Annotated in this window: 19 protein-coding genes; 13 read left to right on the top strand and 6 right to left on the bottom strand. The window is 66.1% G+C overall.

What is annotated here, in order from left to right:
• Window positions 1–23: 23 nt before the first annotated feature.
• Window positions 24–290 (bottom strand): hypothetical protein, encoded by a 267-nt coding sequence (locus ACSHSS_RS12465; RefSeq protein ID WP_080746485.1) that lies wholly within the window; start codon window positions 288–290, stop codon window positions 24–26.
• Window positions 291–303: 13 nt separating this feature from the next.
• On the opposite strand from ACSHSS_RS12465, the gene ACSHSS_RS12470 reads away from it, so the two are divergent.
• Complete coding sequence (locus ACSHSS_RS12470; protein WP_445545050.1) at window positions 304–654, top strand: hypothetical protein; 351 nt, start codon at window positions 304–306, stop codon at window positions 652–654.
• Here the strand turns inward: ACSHSS_RS12470 and ACSHSS_RS12475 are convergent.
• A complete protein-coding gene (locus ACSHSS_RS12475; RefSeq protein ID WP_006414622.1) occupies window positions 645–1,403 on the bottom strand; it encodes an LOG family protein in 759 nt (252 codons plus the stop codon). The genes ACSHSS_RS12470 and ACSHSS_RS12475 overlap by 10 nt on opposite strands.
• A 1-nt stretch (window position 1,404) precedes the next feature.
• Between ACSHSS_RS12475 and polA the strand changes: the two genes are divergently transcribed.
• Window positions 1,405–4,158, top strand: coding sequence for a DNA polymerase I (gene polA / locus ACSHSS_RS12480; RefSeq protein WP_445545051.1), 2,754 nt, complete (start codon window positions 1,405–1,407; stop codon window positions 4,156–4,158).
• Window positions 4,159–4,439: 281 nt separating this feature from the next.
• The gene (locus ACSHSS_RS12485) at window positions 4,440–5,774 is read left to right on the top strand and encodes an NAD(P)/FAD-dependent oxidoreductase (protein WP_445545052.1); all 1,335 of its coding nucleotides are present in this window, start codon (window positions 4,440–4,442) and stop codon (window positions 5,772–5,774) included.
• Window positions 5,775–5,836: 62 nt separating this feature from the next.
• On the opposite strand, the gene ACSHSS_RS12490 is transcribed toward ACSHSS_RS12485, so the two are convergent.
• On the bottom strand, window positions 5,837–6,004 hold the full coding sequence (locus ACSHSS_RS12490) for a hypothetical protein (RefSeq protein ID WP_445545053.1): 168 nt from the start codon (window positions 6,002–6,004) through the stop codon (window positions 5,837–5,839).
• Between ACSHSS_RS12490 and ACSHSS_RS12495 the strand changes: the two genes are divergently transcribed.
• Window positions 6,003–6,878 (top strand): dienelactone hydrolase family protein, encoded by an 876-nt coding sequence (locus tag ACSHSS_RS12495; protein ID WP_006414604.1) that lies wholly within the window; start codon window positions 6,003–6,005, stop codon window positions 6,876–6,878. The genes ACSHSS_RS12490 and ACSHSS_RS12495 overlap by 2 nt on opposite strands.
• A gap of 55 nt (window positions 6,879–6,933) precedes the next feature.
• On the opposite strand, the gene ACSHSS_RS12500 is transcribed toward ACSHSS_RS12495, so the two are convergent.
• Complete coding sequence (locus ACSHSS_RS12500) at window positions 6,934–7,803, bottom strand: sulfurtransferase (protein WP_006399449.1); 870 nt, start codon at window positions 7,801–7,803, stop codon at window positions 6,934–6,936.
• 103 nt (window positions 7,804–7,906) lie between these two features.
• Entirely contained in the window at window positions 7,907–9,013 is a 1,107-nt protein-coding gene (locus ACSHSS_RS12505) for an aromatic ring-hydroxylating oxygenase subunit alpha (protein WP_006399450.1), read from the bottom strand.
• Between the two features lie 270 nt (window positions 9,014–9,283).
• Here ACSHSS_RS12505 and ACSHSS_RS12510 point away from each other — a divergent pair, with 270 nt between their 5' ends.
• The 4 genes from ACSHSS_RS12510 to folE2 all read left to right on the top strand — a co-directional run bounded on the left by ACSHSS_RS12510 (window position 9,284) and on the right by folE2 (window position 13,398).
• Entirely contained in the window at window positions 9,284–9,565 is a 282-nt protein-coding gene (locus ACSHSS_RS12510) for an exodeoxyribonuclease VII small subunit (RefSeq protein ID WP_006399451.1), read from the top strand.
• Window positions 9,562–10,446, top strand: a complete 885-nt coding sequence (locus tag ACSHSS_RS12515) for a polyprenyl synthetase family protein (RefSeq protein WP_006399452.1) — start codon at window positions 9,562–9,564, stop codon at window positions 10,444–10,446. Before ACSHSS_RS12510 ends, ACSHSS_RS12515 begins: the two co-directional genes overlap by 4 nt.
• An 82-nt stretch (window positions 10,447–10,528) precedes the next feature.
• Window positions 10,529–12,433, top strand: a complete 1,905-nt coding sequence (gene dxs / locus ACSHSS_RS12520; RefSeq protein WP_006399453.1) for a 1-deoxy-D-xylulose-5-phosphate synthase — start codon at window positions 10,529–10,531, stop codon at window positions 12,431–12,433.
• Window positions 12,434–12,588: 155 nt separating this feature from the next.
• The gene (gene folE2 / locus ACSHSS_RS12525; protein ID WP_035955992.1) at window positions 12,589–13,398 is read left to right on the top strand and encodes a GTP cyclohydrolase FolE2; all 810 of its coding nucleotides are present in this window, start codon (window positions 12,589–12,591) and stop codon (window positions 13,396–13,398) included.
• Between the two features lie 107 nt (window positions 13,399–13,505).
• On the opposite strand, the gene tsaD is transcribed toward folE2, so the two are convergent.
• Window positions 13,506–14,546 carry a tRNA (adenosine(37)-N6)-threonylcarbamoyltransferase complex transferase subunit TsaD gene (tsaD, locus tag ACSHSS_RS12530; protein ID WP_006399455.1) on the bottom strand — a complete coding sequence of 347 codons (1,041 nt, stop codon included), beginning with the start codon at window positions 14,544–14,546 and terminating at the stop codon, window positions 13,506–13,508.
• 121 nt (window positions 14,547–14,667) lie between these two features.
• Between tsaD and ACSHSS_RS12535 the strand changes: the two genes are divergently transcribed.
• The 5 genes from ACSHSS_RS12535 to rpoD all read left to right on the top strand — a co-directional run bounded on the left by ACSHSS_RS12535 (window position 14,668) and on the right by rpoD (window position 21,244).
• Entirely contained in the window at window positions 14,668–15,897 is a 1,230-nt protein-coding gene (locus tag ACSHSS_RS12535; protein ID WP_254915880.1) for a BaiN/RdsA family NAD(P)/FAD-dependent oxidoreductase, read from the top strand.
• 75 nt (window positions 15,898–15,972) lie between these two features.
• The gene (rpsU, locus tag ACSHSS_RS12540; RefSeq protein ID WP_004190342.1) at window positions 15,973–16,185 is read left to right on the top strand and encodes a 30S ribosomal protein S21; all 213 of its coding nucleotides are present in this window, start codon (window positions 15,973–15,975) and stop codon (window positions 16,183–16,185) included.
• A gap of 172 nt (window positions 16,186–16,357) precedes the next feature.
• Window positions 16,358–16,804 (top strand): GatB/YqeY domain-containing protein, encoded by a 447-nt coding sequence (locus tag ACSHSS_RS12545; RefSeq protein ID WP_006399460.1) that lies wholly within the window; start codon window positions 16,358–16,360, stop codon window positions 16,802–16,804.
• A gap of 67 nt (window positions 16,805–16,871) precedes the next feature.
• A complete protein-coding gene (gene dnaG / locus ACSHSS_RS12550; RefSeq protein ID WP_035954230.1) occupies window positions 16,872–18,740 on the top strand; it encodes a DNA primase in 1,869 nt (622 codons plus the stop codon).
• A gap of 89 nt (window positions 18,741–18,829) precedes the next feature.
• Complete coding sequence (rpoD, locus tag ACSHSS_RS12555) at window positions 18,830–21,244, top strand: RNA polymerase sigma factor RpoD (protein ID WP_012217398.1); 2,415 nt, start codon at window positions 18,830–18,832, stop codon at window positions 21,242–21,244.
• The last annotated feature ends 96 nt before the right edge of the window (window positions 21,245–21,340 follow it).

Here is a 21,340-nt window from a genome sequence, read left to right on the forward strand (position 1 = left end):
CTGCCGAGGTCGTGCCGAGTCGTTCAGCACTCCCCCTTCTTCGCGTGTCCCGGCGGGCAGTGATAGCGACCGGGGCCATGACGGTGCTGATGCTCTTCCCACTCACGGCGTTCCCAGTAGCGATGGCCGTCCCAGTAGCGGTCGCCGTGCCAGCCGACGACGACGGGCGCAGGTGCGACGACGACCGGCGCGGGCGTGCCGATGTTGACGTCGACGTTGACGGCGTGGGCAAGACCGGACAGCGAAAGGCCGAGGCCGGCGAAGGCAAGGGCGATCAGTGAGCGTTTCATGGCATGTTCCGTGATGTTGTTCTGGAAGGTCGGCGCGGCGCAGTGGAGTCGATCACGCGTCGCGAATCGGCCCCAAGGGGGGATCGCCGACGCCGACATACGCAGTGTGCAGAGACGCGGCGCAAAACGCGAGCGACGTTTGTTACCGTGGATTGTGCGCGCTGTGCAGGCTTGCGGACGGCATGCGCGGCCCGATTTGACAATGACGCTCGACGGGCGCGCCGCATTGCGCGGAAGCGGTGCAGCGCGCGGCGCGGATTTGACATTCGCGCGCGCCACGCAGCGGCACGCGATTAACGAAGCGTTACAAAACGACGGGCGGCGCACCGGCGTGACGGCCGGCGGCCGCTGCCATCACAGATAGAACATGCGGTCTTCTTCGGGCCGCGGCGGCTGGTCGTCCGAGCCTTCGCCTTCCTCTTCGCCGCTGTCCTCGTAGAACGCGAGCACCGCATCGAGCACCTGGTCGGGATCGTCGATCACCTGCATCAGATCCATGTCTTCGGGATTGATGAGGCCCATCGGAATGAGCTGATCGCGGAACCACTGCAGCAGCCCTTTCCAGAACTCGCTGCCGACGAGGATGATCGGCACGAGGCGCGACTTCTTCGTCTGGATCAGCGTGAGCACTTCCGACAGTTCGTCGAGCGTGCCGAAGCCGCCCGGCATCACGATCACCGCGTCGGAGTTCTTCACGAACGTGACCTTGCGCGTGAAGAAGTGACGGAAGCGCAGCGAGATGTCCTGATAGTGGTTGCCGGCCTGCTCGTGCGGCAGCTCGATGTTCAGGCCGACCGACGGCGCCTTGCCTGCATGCGCGCCCTTGTTCGCGGCTTCCATGATGCCGGGGCCGCCGCCGGAGATGACCGCGAAGCCGGCGTCGGACAGCTTGCGCGCGATTTGCACGGCGAGCTTGTAGTGCGGCGTGTCGGGCTTCAGACGGGCAGAGCCGTAGATGCTGACGGCCGGGCGGATCTCCGACAGGTACTCGGTCGCCTCGATAAACTCTGCCATAATCGTGAACATCTGCCACGATGCGCGCGCCTTCTTGGCCGTCGCGCGTTCTTGATCTGCGAGCGAACGCAGACTCGGAATCACTTTTCTCTTGTTCATAATGCCTGAAGAACGAAATCTGGAAGGTAAGACCCTGCTATTGGTTGACGGTTCGAGCTATCTGTATCGGGCTTACCATGCGATGCCTGATTTGCGGGGCCCTGGCGGGGAGCCGACCGGAGCGCTCTACGGAATCATCAACATGCTGCGCCGTATGCGCAAGGAAGTCAGTGCAGAGTATAGCGCTTGCGTGTTCGATGCAAAGGGCAAGACGTTTCGCGACGACCTTTATGCCGACTATAAGGCAAACCGTCCGTCGATGCCGCCCGATCTCGCGCTGCAGGTCGAACCGATTCACGGCGCCGTGCGCGCGCTCGGCTGGCCGCTGCTGATGGTCGAAGGCGTCGAGGCCGACGACGTGATCGGCACGCTCGCGCGCGAAGCCGAGCGACGCGGGATGAACGTGATCGTGTCGACGGGCGACAAGGATCTCGCGCAGCTCGTCAGCGATCGCGTCACGCTCGTCAACACGATGACGAACGAGACGCTCGATCGCGACGGCGTGCTCGCGAAGTTCGGCGTGCCGCCCGAGCGCATCGTCGATTACCTCGCGCTGATCGGCGATACGGTCGACAACGTGCCGGGCGTCGAGAAGTGCGGCCCGAAAACCGCCGTGAAATGGCTCACGCAGTACGGCAGCCTCGACGGCGTGATCGAGCATGCGGGCGAGATCAAGGGCGTCGTCGGCGACAACCTGCGCCGCGCGCTCGACTTCCTGCCGCTCGGCCGCAAGCTCGTCACGGTCGAAACGGCATGCGATCTCGCGCCGCATCTCGAGTCGATCGATGCGTCGCTGAAGAGCGACGGTGAAGCGCGCGATCTGCTGCGCGACATCTTCGCGCGTTACGGTTTCAAGACCTGGCTGCGCGAAGTCGACAGCGCGCCCGCGGAAGGCGGCGGCGCCGATGCGCCCGACGGCGAGCCGGCACCGGTGATCGCCGTCGACACGCCGCGCGAATACGAGACGATCCAGACCTGGGAACAATTCGATGCGTGGTTCGCGAAGCTCGAAGCGGCCGAGCTGACCGCGTTCGATACCGAGACGACGGCGCTCGACCCGATGGTCGCGCGGCTCGTCGGCCTGTCGTTCGCGGTCGAGCCCGGCAAGGCCGCGTATCTGCCGGTCGCGCATCGCGGCCCGGACATGCCCGAGCAGCTACCGCTCGACGACGTGCTCGCACGCCTGAAGCCGTGGCTCGAATCGCCCGATCGCAAGAAGGTCGGCCAGCATCTGAAGTACGACGCGCAGGTGCTCGCCAACTACGGGATCGAACTGAACGGCATCGAGCATGACACGCTGCTCGAATCGTACGTGCTCGAATCGCATCGCACGCACGACATGGACAGCCTCGCGCTGCGTCATCTGGGCGTCAAGACGATCAAGTATGAAGACGTCGCGGGCAAGGGCGCGAAGCAGATCGGCTTCGACGAAGTCGCGCTCGCGCAGGCGGCCGAATACGCGGCCGAGGATGCCGACATCACGCTGCAACTGCATCGCGCGCTGTACCCGCAGATCGCGCGCGAACCGGGCCTCGAGCGCGTGTATCGCGAGATCGAGATGCCGGTGTCGCTCGTGCTGCGCAAGATGGAGCGCAACGGCGTGCTGATCGACGATGCGCGGCTGCAGGCGCAGAGCAACGAGATCGCGACGCGCCTCGTCGATCTCGAGGTACAGGCCTACGCGCTCGCCGGCGGCGAATTCAATCTCGGTTCGCCGAAGCAGATCGGGCAGATCTTCTTCGAGAAGCTGCAATTGCCGGTCGTGAAAAAGACGCCCAGCGGCGCGCCGTCCACCGACGAAGAAGTGCTGCAGAAGCTCGCCGAGGACTATCCGCTGCCGAAACTATTGCTCGAGCACCGCGGGCTGTCGAAGCTGAAGTCGACCTACACCGACAAGCTGCCGCGCATGGTCAATCCGTCGACCGGCCGCGTGCATACGAACTACGCGCAAGCGGTCGCGGTCACGGGCCGCCTCGCATCGAACGATCCCAATCTTCAGAACATTCCGGTGCGGACGGCCGAAGGCCGGCGCATTCGCGAGGCGTTCATCGCGGCGCCGGGGCACCGGATCGTGTCGGCCGACTATTCGCAGATCGAGCTGCGGATCATGGCGCACATCTCGGGCGACGCCTCGCTGCTGCGCGCGTTCTCGCAGGGTGAGGACATTCACCGCGCGACCGCGGCCGAAGTGTTCGGCGTGACGCCGCTGGAAGTCAACGCCGACCAGCGCCGGATCGCGAAAGTGATCAACTTCGGCCTGATCTACGGGATGAGCGCGTTCGGTCTCGCATCGAATCTCGGCATCACGCGCGATGCGGCGAAGCTCTACATCGACCGCTATTTCGCGCGCTATCCGGGCGTCGCGCAGTACATGGAAGACACGCGCGCGACCGCGAAGGAACGCGGCTACGTCGAAACGGTATTCGGCCGCCGCCTGTGGCTGCCGGAAATCAACGGCGGCAACGGCCCGCGCCGTCAGGCGGCCGAGCGCGCGGCGATCAATGCACCGATGCAGGGCACCGCGGCCGACCTGATCAAGCTGTCGATGATCGCCGTGGACGGCTGGCTGACGCGCGACAAGCTCGCCTCGCGGATGATCATGCAGGTGCACGACGAACTGGTGCTCGAGGTGCCCGACGACGAGCTGTCGCTCGTGCGCGAGAAGCTGCCCGAAATGATGTGCGGCGTCGCGAAGCTAAAGGTGCCGCTGGTGGCCGAGGTCGGCGCCGGTGCGAACTGGGAGGAGGCGCACTGACAATTCCCGGTGCGCGATGCCTGCCTGCTGCGGCATATTGTTGCAGGGATGTCGAATATCGAGCTGGTTTGCTTGTCGTCAACGCGCAAGCTCCCGGACAATGCATGTCGTTCATGTCATTGACGCGGGGCTGCGCGTCCCGCGTTCCCGGAACGCGCGTCGCCGAGGTGCTTCGAACTGCACATCGATGATGTCCGAACCGGTTAATCGACGCGACGGTGCGCGGATGAAGCCCGTATCGTCCGGCGGCAACAGGTTTCGAATCGCAAAGGGGGAATCAGATGCATCGGATCATCATCGTAGGCGGCGGCGCGGGCGGCCTGGAACTGGCGACGCGGCTCGGCGACCGCTACGGCGCGCGCGGCAATCGTCCGGCACGCGCACTCGTCACACTCGTCGACCGCAATCCGACCCACATCTGGAAACCGCTGCTGCACGAAGTCGCGGCCGGCAGCATGGACCCGTTCACACAGGAACTCGAATACGCGGCGCAGGCGCGCTGGCATGGCTTCGAGTTTCAGCAGGGCGAGCTCGCCGGGCTCGACCGTGCCGCGAAGCGCATCACGCTGTCGCCCGTCAACGACAGCGACGGCGCCGAGCTGCTGCCGGCACGCGACCTCGAATACGACACGCTCGTGATCGCGATCGGCAGCACGACGCACTTCTTCGGCGTGCAGGGCGCCCCGGAAAACGCAATCGCGCTCGATACCGTGGGCGAGGCCGAACGCTTCCGCAAGCGGCTGATCGCCGCGTGCATGCGTGCCGAGCATCAGGCGCCGGCAGCCGTTGCACCCGGCGAGCCGGCCGAGCCGCGTATCCAGGTCGTGATCGTCGGTGGCGGCGCGACGGGCGTCGAGCTGTCCGCCGAGCTGCGCAACACCGCGCAGGTGCTGTCGGTGTACGGGCTGCACAAGCTCGATCCGCGCCACGACGTCGGCATCGTGCTGATCGAATCGGGGCCGCGCATTCTGCCGGCGCTGCCGGAGCGCGTGTCGTCCGCGACCGCCGGGCTGCTCGAGAAGCTCGGCGTGCGGCTGATGCTCGGCGAGCGCGTGACCGAAGTCGCGCCCGGCGCCGTGCATACGGCGAGCGGCAAGGCCGTGCGCGCCGACCTCACGGTCTGGGCGGCCGGCATCAAGGCGCCGGCCGTGCTTGCGCATCTCGACGGGCTGCAAGTCAACAAGCTCGGTCAGCTCGACGTGCGTCGCACGCTGCAGACGGTCACCGACGACAACGTCTTTGCCCTCGGCGATTGCGCGGCGTGCGCGTGGCCCGGCAGCGAACGCAACGTGCCGCCGCGCGCGCAGGCCGCGCACCAGCAGGCGAGCTTTCTGCTGAAGGCGATCGCGTGCCGGCTCGACGGGCGTCCGCTTCCCGAGTTCACGTATCGCGACTTCGGGTCGCTCGTCTCGCTCGGTCACTTCAGCGCGGTCGGCAACCTGATGGGTGGCCTGATCGGCGGCAACATGCTGATCGAAGGGCTGTTCGCGCGCTTCATGTACATGTCACTGTACCGGCTGCACATCGCGGCGCTGCACGGCTATCCGCGGATGATCCTCGATACGGTCGCGCACTGGCTGCGTCGCACGACGCTGCCGCGCGTGAAGCTGCACTGAACGCGTTCGGCGCGCGCGGCACGTCGGTCGACGCACGGGCGGCCGCCGTCTGTCATCGAGTCTTACATATCGGACAGTTGACGCGACAACGGATTATTGGGCATCTTGTGCGGGTTTTCGTTTGCGGTGGCGTGCCACCCGCCGCAATCTTCGCGCCGGGCGACGGCGCGATGCCGCGTCGCGTCGAATCCGTGGCGTGACGGCGGCGCCCAATCGAGGAGTGCATTCATGTTGAAACCCGAAGTCGACAGCCTGGTTCCCCACGTCCCGTTCTCGCGCCGCAAGTTCATGCAGGCGGCGCTGGGCGGCACTTTTGCGGCGGCCGTGCTGCCGGTGTCCGCGCAGACGATCACGACCGACAGCGCCGGCCTCGACGTCGACACCGTCGAGATCCGCTCCGGCGACGCGAGCGTGCCGGCGTATCGCGCGCAGCCGGTCGACAAGACGAACCTGCCGGTCGTCATCGTGATCCACGAGATCTTCGGCGTGCATGCGCACATCGCCGACGTCTGCCGCCGCTTCGCGAAGCTCGGCTATCTCGCGATCGCGCCCGATCTGTTCGCGCGGCAGGGCAACGCGTCGAAGTATTCGACGATCAAGGACCTGTACGACAACATCATCAACAAGGTGCCCGACCGGCAGGTCACCGAGGATCTCGATGCGACGGTCGCCTGGGCAGGCAAGAACGGCGGCGACCTGACGCGCCTGGGCGTGACGGGGTTCTGCTGGGGCGGCCGCCAGGCGTGGCTCTACGCGGAGCACAATCCGCACGTGCGGGCGGCCGTCGCGTGGTACGGCTTCGTCGAAGGCAAGACCGACGAGATGACGCCGTTCAATCCGGTCGATCATGCGTCGTTGCTGAAGGTGCCCGTGCTCGGGCTGTACGGCGAGAAGGATCAGAACATCACGCAGGCATCGCTCGCGGACATGCGCAAGGCGATCCAGACGAGCGACTCGAAGCTCGCGCGCGAGTCGGAGATCGTCGTCTATCCGGATGCCGGCCATGCGTTTTTTGCCGACTACCGGCCGAGCTACGTGAAGGCCGACGCCGAGGACGGATGGAAGCGCGCGATCGCCTGGTTCCACAAGTACGGCGTGATGTAAACGGCGAAGCGGCGGCCTCGGCCGCCGCTTGGCTATCGCGCCGTACGCGCGTGCGTCACGGTGTCGCGCCGGTCGCGATCGGCCGCGACGGATCGGCGCTCCATTCGCTCCACGAGCCCGGATACAGCGACGCGCCATGCAGGCCCGCGACTTCCATCGCGAGCGCGTTGTGGCAGGCGGTCACGCCGGAGCCGCACTGCAGGATCACGCGGTTCGGCTCGGTGCCGGCCAGCAGCGCGGTGAACGTCTCGCGCAGCTCGTGGCCCGTCTTGAAGCGGCCGTCGGCCGTCAGGTTGTCCTTGAAGAACCGATTGCGCGCGCCCGGGATATGGCCGCCGACGCGATCGATCGTTTCGTTTTCTCCGCGATACCGGTCGGGCGCGCGTGCGTCGATCACGACGCGCGTCGGCGCACTGAGGTTCGCGAGTACCGTCGCCGCATCGACGGTCGATTCGAGCGGCGCCGCGGCGCGGAAATCGCCGGGAGCCGGCTGCGGGACGTCCGTCGTCAGCGGTTGGCCGGCCGCCTGCCAGGCCTGCAGCCCGCCGTCGAGCACGGCGACCGAATCGTGCCCGAGCCAGCGCAGCAGCCACCAGAGCCGCGCGGCATAGGCGCCGCCCTGCGCGTCGTACGCGACGACCTGCTGCCCCTGCTTGAGCCCGCGGCTCGCGAGCAGCGTGGCCAGCGCGTCGCGCGTCGGCAGCGGATGGCGGCCGTTCGTGCCGGTCTTGCGGCCGGACAGGTCGCGATCGAGATGCAGGTATTGCGCGCCGGCGATATGGCCGGCGGCGTACGCCGCTTCGCCCGCATCGGGATCGACCAGATCGAAGCGGCAGTCGAACAGCGCGACGCTGCCGGGCGCGGCAGCGAGCCGTTCGGCAAGATTGGCCGCGGAAATCAGTGTGGTGTAGTGAGTGTGAGGCATGACGGCTCCCTGGCGTGCAAACGGCCCGATATGCCAAGTCTAAACAAAAAAAGACGGGCCGAAGCCCGTCTTTTCGTCATGCGGATGCCGCAGCGCGCGCGGCTTACAGATCGCCGAGCTGGCGGCGCAGGAACTCGTGGAAGTGCTGCATGCCGTCTTCCATCGGGCTCTGGTACGGGCCGACCTGCGACTCGCCGCGCTCCATCAGCGCGCGACGGCCGGCGTCCATCCGCATCGCGATCTCGTCGTCCTCGACCGCCGTTTCCATGTACGCCGCGCGTTCGGCCTCGACGAACTCGCGTTCGAACAGCGCGATTTCCTCGGGGTAGTAGAACTCGACGATGTTGGTCGTCTTTTGCGGGCCGCGCGGAATCAGCCACGACACGACGAGCACGTGCGGATACCACTCGATCATCAGGCCCGGATAGTAGACCATCCAGATCGCGCCGAACTCCGGCGGCACGCCGTCGCGGAACTTCAGCACCTGCTCGTGCCACTTGCGGTACGTCGCGCTGCCCGGCTTCGCCAGCGCGTTGTGCACGCCGACCGTCTGCACGCTGTACCAGTCGCCGAACTCCCATTTCAGATCGTCGCACGACACGAAATTGCCGAGGCCCGGGTGGAACGGGACGACGTGGTAATCCTCGAGGTACACCTCGATGAACGTCTTCCAGTTGTAATCGCACTCGTGCACTTCGACGTGATCGAACTGGTACTCGGAGAAATCGAAGTGATGCTTCGTGCCGAGGTTCGCCAGATCGCGCGCGACGTTGCGGCCTTCGGCCTCGAACAGCAGCCCCTGCCAGTTCTGCAGCGGCGTCTTGCCGAGGTTCAGGCACGGCTTGTCGGGAAAGTGCGGCGCGCCGAGCAGCTGGCCTTCGAGGTCGTAGGTCCAGCGGTGCAGCGGGCACACGATGTTCTGCGTATGGCCGCGGCCGTTCAGCATGATCGCCTGCCGGTGGCGGCAGACGTTCGACAGCAGCTCGATTTCGTTCGCCTGGTTGCGCACGAGCACGCGGCCTTCCTTCTCGGACGGCAGCGCAAAATAGTCGCCCGCCTCGGGCACCATCAGTTCGTGCCCGACGTAACGCGGTCCTTTCTTGAAGAGGGTTTCGATCTCGCGCGCAAGCAGCGCCTCATCGAAGTATGCAGTGACTGGAAGCTGGCTGTGAGCCGACTTCAACTGAAGCGCATCGCTCAGATTGGACATTCCCACTCCCGGTGATAGCGTGAAAGCAGTGAACAACCCAACCATCGAAAAATCGATTTAGGGAAACGGAGAATTATACCCGGTTCGCCCCGTAAGGCCAGCATTAAGTGCCTGATTTGTGTCAATTTTTTGTCCGGCGACGTGCGGCGGGCGCACAATGTGGGCCGAAGTCGGGGCCGGAGTACGGCCCGCGCGCCCAAGTCTGCAGGTCGGAAAATTCTCTTTTGCCGTAGAATGTCCGACTTGTTTTGAAATTTGACACCCTCGTCCATGGCGAAAACCGCATCCCCAGGCGCGACGCCGCCCGGCAACGGCGCCGAACCGTTGCCGGACAATTACGAGACAGCGCTTGCGGAGCTCGAGACGCTGGTTGCGCGGATGGAAGGCGGCGCGCTGAGCCTCGAGGATTCGCTGGCGGCGTATCGCCGCGGCGCAGCCCTTGTTGCGTTTTGCCAACAGCAGCTCGAGAAAGTGGAGCAGCAGGTTCGCGTGCTCGACGGCGCGACGCTGAAGCCGGCGGCCGCCACGGACGGCGAAGACGACGATCTATGACATTCGAACAATGGATGCGGTCCGTGCTAGACCGCGTCGAGGACGCACTCGGCCACTATCTGCCGGCTGACACCGTGGTGCCCGCACGACTCCACGAAGCGATGCGCTACGCGGTCCTCGGCGGCGGCAAGCGCGTTCGCCCGCTGCTGTGCCATGCGGCAGGCGAATTGACCGGTGCGACGGAGGCGGCGCGCAATGCGGCGGCGGCGGCGCTGGAGATGATCCACGTCTACTCGCTCGTGCACGACGACATGCCGTGCATGGACGACGACGCGCTGCGTCGCGGCAAGCCGACCGTGCACGTGCAGTACGACGAGCCGACCGCACTGCTGGTCGGCGACGCGCTGCAGTCGCAGGCGTTCGTCGCGCTGACCGACGCGGCTGCCCTGTCGCCGGTGCAGCAGGCGGCGCTCGTGCGCGAGCTCGCGCTCGCGAGCGGCTCGCTCGGGATGGCGGGCGGCCAGGCGATCGATCTCGCGAGCGTCGGCATCAAGCTGACGCGCGAGCAACTCGAAACGATGCACCGGATGAAGACGGGCGCGCTGCTGCGCGCGGCGGTGCGGATGGGCGCGCTGGCCGGCGAGACGCCGTCGGCCGACACGATGGCTGCACTCGACGTCTATGCGGGGGCCGTGGGCCTGGCCTTCCAGGTCGTCGACGACATTCTCGACGTCACGACCGATTCGGCGACGCTCGGCAAGACGGCCGGCAAGGACGCGGCGAACGACAAGCCGACCTACGTATCGATCCTCGGCCTCGATGCGTCGCGCGAGCTCGCCGCGCAGTTGCGCGCCGAAGCGCACGATGCGCTGAAACCGTTCGGCGCACGCGCGCAGCGTCTCGCCGAACTTGCCGACCTGGTAGTGAACCGGGTCAGCTGACGCGAAAGCCCGCCGCCGCGCACACGCTACGGGTGCGTGCAACAGAATGCGGGCGCGTTTGATTTCCTACAATGGAACGACGATGTACGACTTGCTGAAAACCATCGACGACCCGGCGGACCTGCGCCGCCTCGATCGTCGCCAACTGCAACCGCTCGCGGATGAACTGCGTGCGTTCGTGCTCGACAGCGTGTCGAAGACGGGCGGCCATTTGTCGTCCAACCTCGGGACGGTCGAGCTGACGATCGCGCTGCACTACGTGTTCAACACGCCGAACGATCGCATCGTCTGGGACGTGGGGCACCAGACCTACCCGCACAAGATCCTGACCGGCCGCCGCGACGAAATGCCGACGCTGCGCCAGCTCGGCGGCATCTCGGGCTTCCCGCGCCGCTCCGAATCCGAATACGACACCTTCGGCACCGCGCATTCGAGCACGTCGATCTCGGCCGCGCTCGGCATGGCGATCGGCAGCCAGCTCAACGGCGACGACCGTTTCTCGATCGCGGTGATCGGCGACGGCGCGATGACGGCCGGCATGGCGTTCGAGGCGATGAACAACGCCGGCGTGTCCGAGGACGCGAAACTGCTCGTGATCCTGAACGACAACGACATGTCGATTTCGCCGCCGGTCGGCGCGCTGAACCGCCATCTCGCGCGTCTGATGTCGGGTCGCTTCTACGCGGCCGCGCGTGCGGGCGTCGAGCGCGTGCTGAGCGTCGCGCCGCCCGTGCTCGAACTCGCGCGCAAGCTCGAGGAGCATGCGAAGGGCATGGTCGTGCCGGCCACGCTGTTCGAGGAATTCGGCTTCAACTACATCGGCCCGATCGACGGTCACGATCTCGATTCGCTGATCCCGACGCTGCAGAACATCCGCGAGCTGCGCGGCCCGCAGTTCCTGCACGTCGTCACGAAGAAGGGGCAGGGCTACAAGCTCGCCGAAGCCGATCCGGTGCTCTATCACGGCCCCGGCAAGTTCAATCCGGCCGAAGGCATCAAGCCGTCCGCGACGCCCGCGAAGAAGACGTACACGCAGGTGTTCGGCGAGTGGCTGTGCGACGAGGCCGAGCGCGATTCGCGCGTCGTCGGCATCACGCCCGCGATGCGCGAAGGCTCGGGCATGGTCGAGTTCGAGAAGCGCTTCAAGGATCGCTACTACGACGTCGGCATCGCCGAGCAGCACGCGGTGACGTTCGCGGGCGGCCTCGCGACCGAAGGGCTGAAGCCCGTCGTCGCGATCTATTCGACGTTCCTGCAGCGCGCGTACGACCAGCTGATCCACGACGTCGCGCTGCAGAACCTGCCGGTCGTGTTCGCGATCGACCGCGCGGGCCTCGTCGGCGCCGACGGTGCGACGCATGCGGGCGCGTACGATCTCGCGTTCATGCGCTGCATTCCGAACATGACGATCATGGCGGCATCGGACGAGAACGAATGCCGTCAGATGCTGCACACGGCGCTGCAACAGCCGAACCCGACCGCGGTGCGCTATCCGCGCGGCGCGGGCACCGGCGTCGCGACGGTGAAGGAATTCACCGAGCTGCCGATCGGCAAGGGCGAGGTGCGTCGCCGCACGTCGCAGCCGGAAGGCAAGCGCATCGCGATCCTCGCGTTCGGCACGATGGTCGCGCCGTCGCTCGCAGCGGCCGAAGAGCTCGATGCAACCGTCGCGAACATGCGTTTCGTGAAGCCGCTCGACGCGGCGCTCGTGCGCGAGCTCGCGGAGACGCACGACTTCCTCGTCACCGCCGAAGAAGGCTGCGTGATGGGCGGGGCAGGCTCGGCCTGCGTCGAAGCCCTGATGGAGAGTGGGGTTATCCGACCCGTACTACAATTGGGCCTCCCTGACCAGTTCATCGATCACGGCGACCCCGCGAAGCTGCTGTCGCTCTGCGGCCTCGACGGCGCGGGCATCGCGAAATCGATTCGCGAACGCTTCCTGAACCCGGCAACCGGCGTTGCCGGTCAGGCAAAGCGCGTCGCCTGAGCCGGCGCCGCCTGAGGGCGGCATCGGCGCGACTGGCGCAACCGGTCTTCATTGATGCGGAAAAACATGGGCCTGCGGGCCCATGTTGCTTTTCCGGCTGCCGCATGATGCGGCGTGCGCGTCGTCGAACGCGCGGCTTACAAGGATTGAACAAGATGAACCAGATGAATCCCGCCTTCGTGATGCCCGACGTGCAGAGCACGGTGGATACCCGTCAGATTCCGATTCAGCGCGTGGGCGTGAAGGCGGTCCGGCATCCGTTGACGGTGCTCACCGAAAGCGGCGACGTGCAGCCGACGATCGGCGTCTGGAATCTCGACGTTCGTTTGCCGGCCGAGCAGAAGGGCACGCACATGTCGCGTTTCGTCGCGCTGCTCGAGGAGAACCGCGCGCCGCTGACGATCGAGCGCTTCCGCGCGATGATCGCGTCGATGCTCGAGAAGCTCGAGGCGGAAGCGGGCCGCATCGAAGTGACGTTCCCGTACTTCGTCAACAAGACCGCGCCGGTGTCGGGCGTGCAGAGTCTGCTGGACTACGAAGTGACGCTCGCGGGCGAAAGCCGCAACGGCGACACGCGCCTGTTCCTGAAGGTGCTCGTTCCGGTGACGAGCCTGTGCCCGTGCTCGAAGAAGATCTCGCAGTACGGTGCGCACAACCAGCGCTCGCACGTGACGATCGATGCCGAACTCGCGGCCGACGTGCCGGTCGAGGCGCTGATCCGCATCGCGGAAGAAGAGGCGTCGTGCGAGCTGTGGGGGCTGCTGAAGCGCCCGGACGAGAAGTTCGTCACCGAGCGTGCGTACGAGAATCCGAAGTTCGTCGAGGACCTCGTGCGCGACGTCGCGGCGCGTCTTGATGCGGACGCACGCATCGTCGCGTATGTGCTCGAAGCGGAGAACTTCGAGTCGATTCACAATCACAGCGCGTATGCGCTGATCGAGCGCGACAAGCGGCATGCCGCGTAACGCGCGACCGACTACGCGCCGGCTTCGGCATGGCGCGAGCGTCGAATGAAGAAAAGGCCGCAGCAGCGGCCTTTTTCATCTGCGCGGATCGTGCGGCGCGCGCCGCTTCAGCGTGCGAGCGACGCGAGATCCCAGCGCGGCTTCACCGTGAACGCATAGTCGACGTTGGCCTGCTCGGGCCAGCGCGCGAGCCGCAGCGCGCCTGCCAGCGCGATCATCGCGCCGTTGTCGGTGCACAGCGCGAGATCGGGATAGTGCACGTCGAAACCGCGCTTCGCGGCCGCGGCCGACAACGCGGCGCGCAACTGACGGTTCGCGCCCACACCGCCCGCGACGACGAGCCGCTTCAGCTTGGTCTTTTTCAACGCGGCGAGCGATTTGGCGACGAGCACGTCGACGGCCGCGTCGACGAAGCCGCGCGCGAGATCGGCCTTCGCGCGCGCCAGCGCGTCGCCCGACAACTGCGCCGCTTCGAACTTCTTCATCTGCGTGAGCACGGCCGTTTTCAAGCCGCTGAAGCTGAAGTCGAGATCGCCCGAATGCAGCATCGGGCGCGGCAGCACGACGGCGCCCGGCGTGCCCGTTTCCGCGAGCTTCGATACTTCCGGGCCGCCCGGATAGCCGAGGCCGATCAGCTTCGCCGTCTTGTCGAACGCTTCGCCGGCCGCGTCGTCGAGCGTTTCGCCGAGCGTCTCGTACACGCCGACGTCGGTCACGCGCATCAGTTGCGTATGACCGCCCGACACGAGCAGCGCGACGAACGGGAACGGCGGCGGCTCCGCGACGAGCAGCGGCGACAGCAGATGGCCTTCGAGATGGTGGATGCCGACGGTCGGCTTGTTCCATGCGAGCGCGAGCGCGTTCGCGATGCTCGCGCCCACGAGCAGCGCGCCGGCGAGCCCCGGGCCTTGCGTGAACGCGATCGCGTCGATGTCTTCGCGGCGCGCGCCGCTTTTCGCGATCACTTCCTCGAGCAGCGGCAGCGCGCGCCGGATGTGATCGCGCGAGGCGAGCTCGGGCACGACGCCGCCATAGTCGCGGTGCATCGCGATCTGCGAATGAAGCGCGTGCGCGAGCAGGCCGCGCTGCGTGTCGTAGAGCGCGAGACCGGTTTCGTCGCAGGAGCTTTCGATGCCGAGAACGAGCATGGGTGCGGGCGCGGCGCGCTGCGTCGAGCGCGCCGCAGGAATATCGAGTAACCGGAAAGTATAGCAGGCAAGGGCCGGCCGCCGCCGGCGCCGGGCCCCGGCGCGATGCCGGCCGGGTACAATCCGCGCCATGGAAACTTACGACATCGCCGTAATCGGCGCGGGCGCGGCCGGCATGATGAGCGCCGCGGTGGCCGGGCAGCTCGGTCGCCGCGTGGTGCTGATCGACCACGCGCCGCGGCTCGCCGAGAAAATCCGCATCTCGGGCGGCGGCCGCTGCAACTTCACGAATCTCCATGCGGGCCCGGACAACTATCTGTCGGCCAATCCGCACTTCGCGCGCTCGGCGCTTGCACGCTACACGCCGCGCGACTTCCTCGCGCTGCTCAAGCAGCATCGCGTGACGTGGCACGAGAAGCACAAGGGCCAGCTGTTCTGCGATCACGGCAGCGACGCGATCATCGACATGCTCAAGCACGAATGCGACGCGGGCGGCATCGCATGGCGCCGGCCGGTCGTCGTCGACGCCGTGCGTCATGCCGCGGACGACGGCTTCACGCTCGACACGCAGCAGGCGGGCCCCATCCGTGCGCGCGCGCTGATCGTCGCGACCGGCGGCCTGTCGATCCCGAAGATCGGCGCGACCGACTTCGGCTATCGGCTCGCGAAGCAGTTCGGCCACAAGCTCGTCGATACGCGGCCCGCGCTCGTGCCGCTGACGTTCGCGCAGCAGGACTGGGCGCCGTTCGCGGCGCTGTCCGGCGTGTCGCTCGAGGTGCGCGTGTCGACCGGCGACAAGAAGCGCGGCGGCGAATTCGTCGAGGATCTGCTGCTGACCCATCGCGGGCTGTCGGGGCCCGGCATCTTGCAGATTTCGAGCTACTGGCACCCCGGCGAGCCGATCCGGATCGACCTGGTGCCGCAGCGCGACACCGTGGCCGAGCTGCTCGAGGCGAAGCGCACGTCGAAGCGGCAGATCGGCTCGCTGCTCGCGGACTGGGTGCCGTCGCGGCTCGCGCACGTGTGGCTCGACACGCACCGCGTGGCCGCCGACGCGCGCCTCGCGGACTTGCCCGACAAGGTGCTGCGCCAGATCGGCGACGCGCTGGCGGGCTGGACGCTGACGCCGAACGGCACCGAAGGCTACAAGAAGGCCGAAGTGACGAAGGGCGGTGTCGATACGCGCGAGCTGTCGTCGGCGACGATGATGAGCGCACGCGTGCCGGGACTGTTCTTCGTCGGCGAGGCGGTCGACGTGACGGGCTGGCTCGGCGGCTACAACTTCCAGTGGGCGTGGGCGTCCGGGCAGGCCGCCGGCAAGGCCGCCGCGGAGTTCGCTCGCGGTGCTTGACGTCGTAGTGCCTTTGTGCAAAGCCTCTGCTATACTCGTTAATCTTTCCCTGCAAACCTTTATTCGTGTCGGATCATGACGATCATTCGCGTTAAAGAAAACGAGCCGTTCGAAGTTGCCATGCGTCGCTTCAAGCGCACGATCGAGAAGAACGGTCTGCTGACCGAGCTTCGTGCGCGCGAGTTCTACGAGAAGCCGACGGCCGAGCGCAAGCGCAAGAAGGCTGCGGCGGTGAAGCGTCACTACAAGCGGATCCGCAGCCAGATGCTGCCGAAAAAGCTGTACTGAACGATTGGGCGCCGCGCGGTTGGCCGAGCGGCGCACCGGCGAAACGCGCGCGACCGGGCAGCGAGTCGCCGATGCCGGATTCGAGCAACCCGCTTGAGACACTGTCCAAGCGGGTTTTTGTGTTGACGCCCATTCGCGGGCGTCGCCTCCACGTTTCCATCTCGGGTGAAAGATGAGTTTGAAAGAGCAGATCAGCGATGACATGAAGGCCGCGATGCGCGCGAAGGAAAGCGAGCGTCTCGCGACGATCCGCCTGCTGATGGCTGCCATCAAGCAGCGCGAAGTCGACGATCAGGTCACCCTCGACGACGCCGGCATCACGGCCGTGATCGACAAGATGATCAAGCAGCGCAAGGACTCGATCAGCCAGTTCCAGGCCGCCGGCCGCGACGATCTCGTCGCGAAGGAGCAGGCCGAGCTGACGGTGCTGAGCGCTTATATGCCCGCGCAACTGTCGGACGCCGAAGTCGCTGCCGAAGTGCAGGCGGCCGTCGCGCAGACGGGCGCCGCCGGCCCGCAGGACATGGGCAAGGTGATGGGCGTGCTGAAGGGCAAGCTCGCGGGTCGCGCCGACATGACGGCCGTGTCCGCGCAGGTCAAGGCCGCGCTGTCGAAGTAAGCCGCGTGATCCGGCGCGCGGCAGCGTGCGCCGGGCGTCGTATCGTCCTCTTTCGCTCGATCCCACGGTGATTCCGCATTCGTTCCTGCAGGATTTGCTGAACCGCGTCGATATCGTCGACGTGGTGGGCCGGTACGTGCAGCTCAAGAAGGGCGGCGCGAACTTCATGGGGCTGTGCCCGTTCCATAACGAGAAGAGCCCGTCGTTTACGGTCAGCCCGACGAAGCAGTTCTATCACTGCTTCGGCTGCGGCGCGCACGGCACGGCGATCGGCTTTCTGATGGAGCACGCGGGGCTGACGTTCCCGGAAGCCGTGCAGGAACTCGCGCAGTCGGTCGGGCTGACCGTGCCGCACGAACCGTCGACGCGTGGCGGCGGCGGAGCGGGCGGCGACTATCCGGCGCCCGTATCGAAATCGGTGGCGACGGCGCTCTCCGACGTGATGGCGACCGCGTGCGACTACTACCGCAAGCAGTTGCGCGGCGCGCCGGCCGCGATCCAGTATCTGAAGAACCGGGGCCTGACCGGCGAGATCGCCGCGCGCTTCGGGCTCGGCTATGCGCCGGACGGCTGGCAGAACCTCGAGGCCGCGTTCCCGAACTACCGCGACGATGCGCTCGTCGAGTCGGGGCTCGTGATCGTCAGCGAGAAAACCGACGCGCAGGGCGCCGCGCGCCGCTACGACCGGTTCCGCGAGCGGATCATGTTCCCGATCCGCAACGTGAAGGGGCAGGTGATCGGCTTCGGCGGCCGCGTGCTCGGCAGCGGCGAACCGAAGTATCTGAACTCGCCCGAAACGCCGCTGTTCAACAAGGGCAGCGAACTGTACGGGCTGTTCGAGGCGCGGCTTGCGATCCGCGAACGCAAGTACGTGCTGGTCGTCGAAGGCTATATGGACGTCGTGGCGCTGGCGCAGCTCGGCTTCCCGAACGCGGTCGCGACGCTCGGCACCGCCTGCACGCCGATTCACGTGCAGAAGCTGTTGCGGCAGACCGATACGGTGATTTTCAGCTTCGACGGCGATTCGGCCGGCCGGCGCGCCGCGCGTCGCGCGCTGGAGGCCTGCCTGCCGCACGCGGCGGACAATCGGACGATCCGATTCCTTTTTCTGCCGCCCGAGCACGATCCGGACAGCTATGTGCGCGAGTTCGGCGCGGACGCGTTCTCGGACCAGGTCGAGCGCGCGATGCCGCTGTCGCAATTTCTGTTGAACGAAGCAATTGCGGGCAAGGCGCTCGACCAGCCGGAAGGCCGCGCGAAGGCGCTGTTCGACGCGAAGCCGCTGCTGCAGGCGCTGCCCGCGAATGCGTTGCGCGCACAGATCATGCACATGATCGCGGATCGCCTCGATATTCCGTTCGAGGAAGTGGCGGCGTTGTCGGAAGTCGATGCGCGCATCGCGGCTGCGCCGCGCCAGGCGCCGGCGCGCAGCGATCGCCGGCGCGTGACGGAGAGCGAAAAGCGCGCGTTGCGCACGCTCGTCATGCATCCGCGTATCGCGCTGGCGCTCGAGGACGAGCAGGTCGCGACGCTGCGCGCGCTGCCGCGCATCGGCGAACTCTTTGCGGAAGTCGTCGACCACGCGCGCGCGCTCGGCGACGGCGCGGAGTTCCGGCTGCTGTCCGACGTGCTGCGTACGTCGCCGAACAGCGCGACGTACGAGGAAATTTTCCGCGAAATTCTGGACTATGATGAAAACGTCCGCGATTTGCTGTTACAGAATCCGGACGACGAGGCGGTGGCCGAGCGGCAGCGCGAACAGGAACGGATCGCCGGGGAGGAACTGCAGGCGGCCGTGCTGAAGATGCGCTACGACGCGTGCTGCGACCGGCTCGATCGGCTGGCGCGGCAATCCGCGTTCACGCCCGAGGAATTGGCCGAATTGAAGCACTTGAATGAGCAGCGAACCGACATGAAACGTCGGCTCGGGCTGTAGGCAGCCGGGGCGCCAGGAGAGAGGCTCCCCAGCGTGCTATAATATAAGGTTTCCAGCGGTTTGTTTTCTAAGCAGAGGCGAGATTCGCGATGGCAAAGACGACAGGCGGAAAGAAAGCAACGGGCAAGGGCTCGACGGAGCCGACCAAGAAGGTCACAGCGGCCAAGTCTGCTTCTTCCGCCAGGACGACGTCTTCGGCTACATCAACCCCTGCAGGAAAGAAAACCGCGGCCGGCACTGCTCAAGCTGCGCCGGCGCCGGCAGCCAGAACACGGGCTGCCGCCAGACCCGACTCCGGGCCGGCCAAGCCGGCGGCGAAGCGGGCAAGTGCGAAAAGCGCAAGGGACGCGGCTGCCGCGGCGGACGAAACGGCAGTACGTACTACTCATGCACCCACGGTTCAACCGGCTGTCGTCCAGCAGCCGCGAGTCGATATAGCCGGTACGGCGAACTCCATGACGAAAAAGCTGAACGAAGTATCCGTCGATGACGACGCAAATCAGAGCGACGAGCAGCCCGCAGCGGCGGCTGCCCCGGGCAAGTCCAAGGTGCGCGACCGCCGCGCCAAGGAAAAGGCGCTGCTGAAGGAAGCGTTCGCGACGAGCACGCCCGGCACGGCCGAGGAGCTCGAAGAGCGCCGCGTGAAGCTGCGCGCGCTGATCAAGCTCGGCAAGGAGCGCGGCTTCCTGACGTACGCCGAAATCAACGACCACCTGCCGGACAACTTCACCGAGACCGAAGCCCTCGAAGGCATCATCGGCACGTTCAACGATATGGGCGTGGCGGTTTACGAGCAGGCGCCGGACGCGGAAACGCTGCTCCTGAACGACAACGCGCCGGCCGCGTCGTCGGACGACGAAGTCGAAGAGGAAGCGGAAGTTGCGCTGTCCACCGTCGATTCCGAATTCGGCCGCACGACCGATCCGGTCCGGATGTACATGCGCGAGATGGGCACGGTCGAGCTGCTCACGCGCGAAGGCGAAATCGAGATCGCGAAGCGCATCGAAGACGGCCTGCGCCACATGGTGATGGCCATCTCCGCATGCCCGACGACGATCGCCGACATCCTCGCGATGGCGGAGCGCGTCGCGAACGACGAGATCCGCGTCGACGAGCTCGTCGACGGCCTGCTCGATCCGAACGCTTCGGACACCGACACGGACGGTTTCTCCGCGAAGGAAGCGGAGGAAATCGAGAACGAGGACGAAGAGGTCGAAGAGGAAGAGGAAGAAGAGGAAGAGGAGGACGATGACGGCGCCGCGCAGGCGACCGCCAACGCCGCCCAGCTCGAAGCGCTGAAGCGCGCCTCGCTCGAGAAGTTCGCGCTGATCAGCGAGTGGTTCGACAAGATGCGCCGCGCGTTCGAGAAGGAAGGCTACAAGTCGAAGTCCTACCTGAAGGCGCAGGAAACGATCCAGAGCGAGCTGATGACGATCCGCTTCACCGCGCGTACCGTCGAGCGCCTCTGCGACACGCTGCGTGCGCAGGTGGACGAAGTGCGTCAGGTCGAGCGTCAGATCCTGCACATCGTCGTCGACAAGTGCGGGATGCCGCGTTCGGAATTCATCGCGCGCTTCCCGGGCAACGAGACGGACCTCGACTGGGCCGAGAAGATCGCGGCCGAAGGCCATTCGTACAGCGCGATCCTGTCGCGCAACATCCCGGCGATCCGCGAACAGCAGCAGCGTCTGCTCGACCTGCAGGCGCGCGTCGTGCTGCCGCTGAAGGATCTGAAGGAAACCAACCGTCAGATGGCGGCCGGCGAATTGAAGGCGCGTCAGGCGAAGCGCGAAATGACCGAGGCGAACCTGCGTCTCGTGATCTCGATCGCGAAGAAGTACACGAACCGCGGCCTGCAGTTCCTCGACCTGATCCAGGAAGGCAACATCGGCCTGATGAAGGCGGTGGACAAGTTCGAATACCGTCGCGGCTACAAGTTCTCGACGTATGCGACGTGGTGGATTCGTCAGGCCATCACGCGCTCGATCGCGGACCAGGCGCGCACGATCCGTATTCCGGTTCACATGATCGAGACGATCAACAAGATGAACCGCATCTCGCGGCAGATTCTGCAGGAAACCGGTCTCGAGCCGGATCCGGCGACGCTGGCCGAGAAGATGGAGATGCCGGAAGACAAGATCCGCAAGATCATGAAGATCGCGAAGGAGCCGATCTCGATGGAAACGCCGATCGGCGACGACGACGATTCCCATCTCGGCGACTTCATCGAGGACACCAACACGGTCGCGCCGGCGGATGCCGCGCTGCATGCGAGCATGCGCGACGTCGTGAAGGACGTGCTCGATTCGCTGACGCCGCGTGAGGCGAAGGTGCTGCGGATGCGTTTCGGTATCGAAATGAGCACCGATCACACGCTCGAGGAAGTCGGCAAGCAGTTCGACGTCACGCGTGAGCGGATCCGTCAGATCGAGGCCAAGGCGCTGCGCAAGCTGCGTCACCCGAGCCGTTCCGACAAGCTGAAGTCGTTCCTCGAAGGGAACTGATTTTCGGCTTCTCCCTGTCGAACGCCGCCGGCATCCGTCGGATGCCGGTGGCGTTTGTTCCCTTTGTTGTTACAATGCCGGCCCGGCGTCTTTGCC

The sequence above is a fragment of the Burkholderia sp. BC1 genome, assembly GCF_052683555.1.

Coding starts and splice junctions, on each gene's coding strand:
- dxs (WP_006399453.1), top strand. CDS start 10,529: ATGTACGACTTGCTGAAAACCATCGACGACCCGGCGGACCTGCGCCGC.
- ACSHSS_RS12465 (WP_080746485.1), bottom strand. CDS start 290: ATGAAACGCTCACTGATCGCCCTTGCCTTCGCCGGCCTCGGCCTTTCG.
- ACSHSS_RS12510 (WP_006399451.1), top strand. CDS start 9,284: ATGGCGAAAACCGCATCCCCAGGCGCGACGCCGCCCGGCAACGGCGCC.
- ACSHSS_RS12545 (WP_006399460.1), top strand. CDS start 16,358: ATGAGTTTGAAAGAGCAGATCAGCGATGACATGAAGGCCGCGATGCGC.
- ACSHSS_RS12500 (WP_006399449.1), bottom strand. CDS start 7,803: ATGCCTCACACTCACTACACCACACTGATTTCCGCGGCCAATCTTGCC.
- ACSHSS_RS12505 (WP_006399450.1), bottom strand. CDS start 9,013: ATGTCCAATCTGAGCGATGCGCTTCAGTTGAAGTCGGCTCACAGCCAG.
- rpsU (WP_004190342.1), top strand. CDS start 15,973: ATGACGATCATTCGCGTTAAAGAAAACGAGCCGTTCGAAGTTGCCATG.
- ACSHSS_RS12490 (WP_445545053.1), bottom strand. CDS start 6,004: ATGAATGCACTCCTCGATTGGGCGCCGCCGTCACGCCACGGATTCGAC.
- polA (WP_445545051.1), top strand. CDS start 1,405: ATGCCTGAAGAACGAAATCTGGAAGGTAAGACCCTGCTATTGGTTGAC.
- tsaD (WP_006399455.1), bottom strand. CDS start 14,546: ATGCTCGTTCTCGGCATCGAAAGCTCCTGCGACGAAACCGGTCTCGCG.
- folE2 (WP_035955992.1), top strand. CDS start 12,589: ATGAACCAGATGAATCCCGCCTTCGTGATGCCCGACGTGCAGAGCACG.
- rpoD (WP_012217398.1), top strand. CDS start 18,830: ATGGCAAAGACGACAGGCGGAAAGAAAGCAACGGGCAAGGGCTCGACG.
- ACSHSS_RS12485 (WP_445545052.1), top strand. CDS start 4,440: ATGCATCGGATCATCATCGTAGGCGGCGGCGCGGGCGGCCTGGAACTG.
- ACSHSS_RS12470 (WP_445545050.1), top strand. CDS start 304: ATGTTGTTCTGGAAGGTCGGCGCGGCGCAGTGGAGTCGATCACGCGTC.
- ACSHSS_RS12495 (WP_006414604.1), top strand. CDS start 6,003: ATGTTGAAACCCGAAGTCGACAGCCTGGTTCCCCACGTCCCGTTCTCG.
- ACSHSS_RS12515 (WP_006399452.1), top strand. CDS start 9,562: ATGACATTCGAACAATGGATGCGGTCCGTGCTAGACCGCGTCGAGGAC.
- ACSHSS_RS12475 (WP_006414622.1), bottom strand. CDS start 1,403: ATGAACAAGAGAAAAGTGATTCCGAGTCTGCGTTCGCTCGCAGATCAA.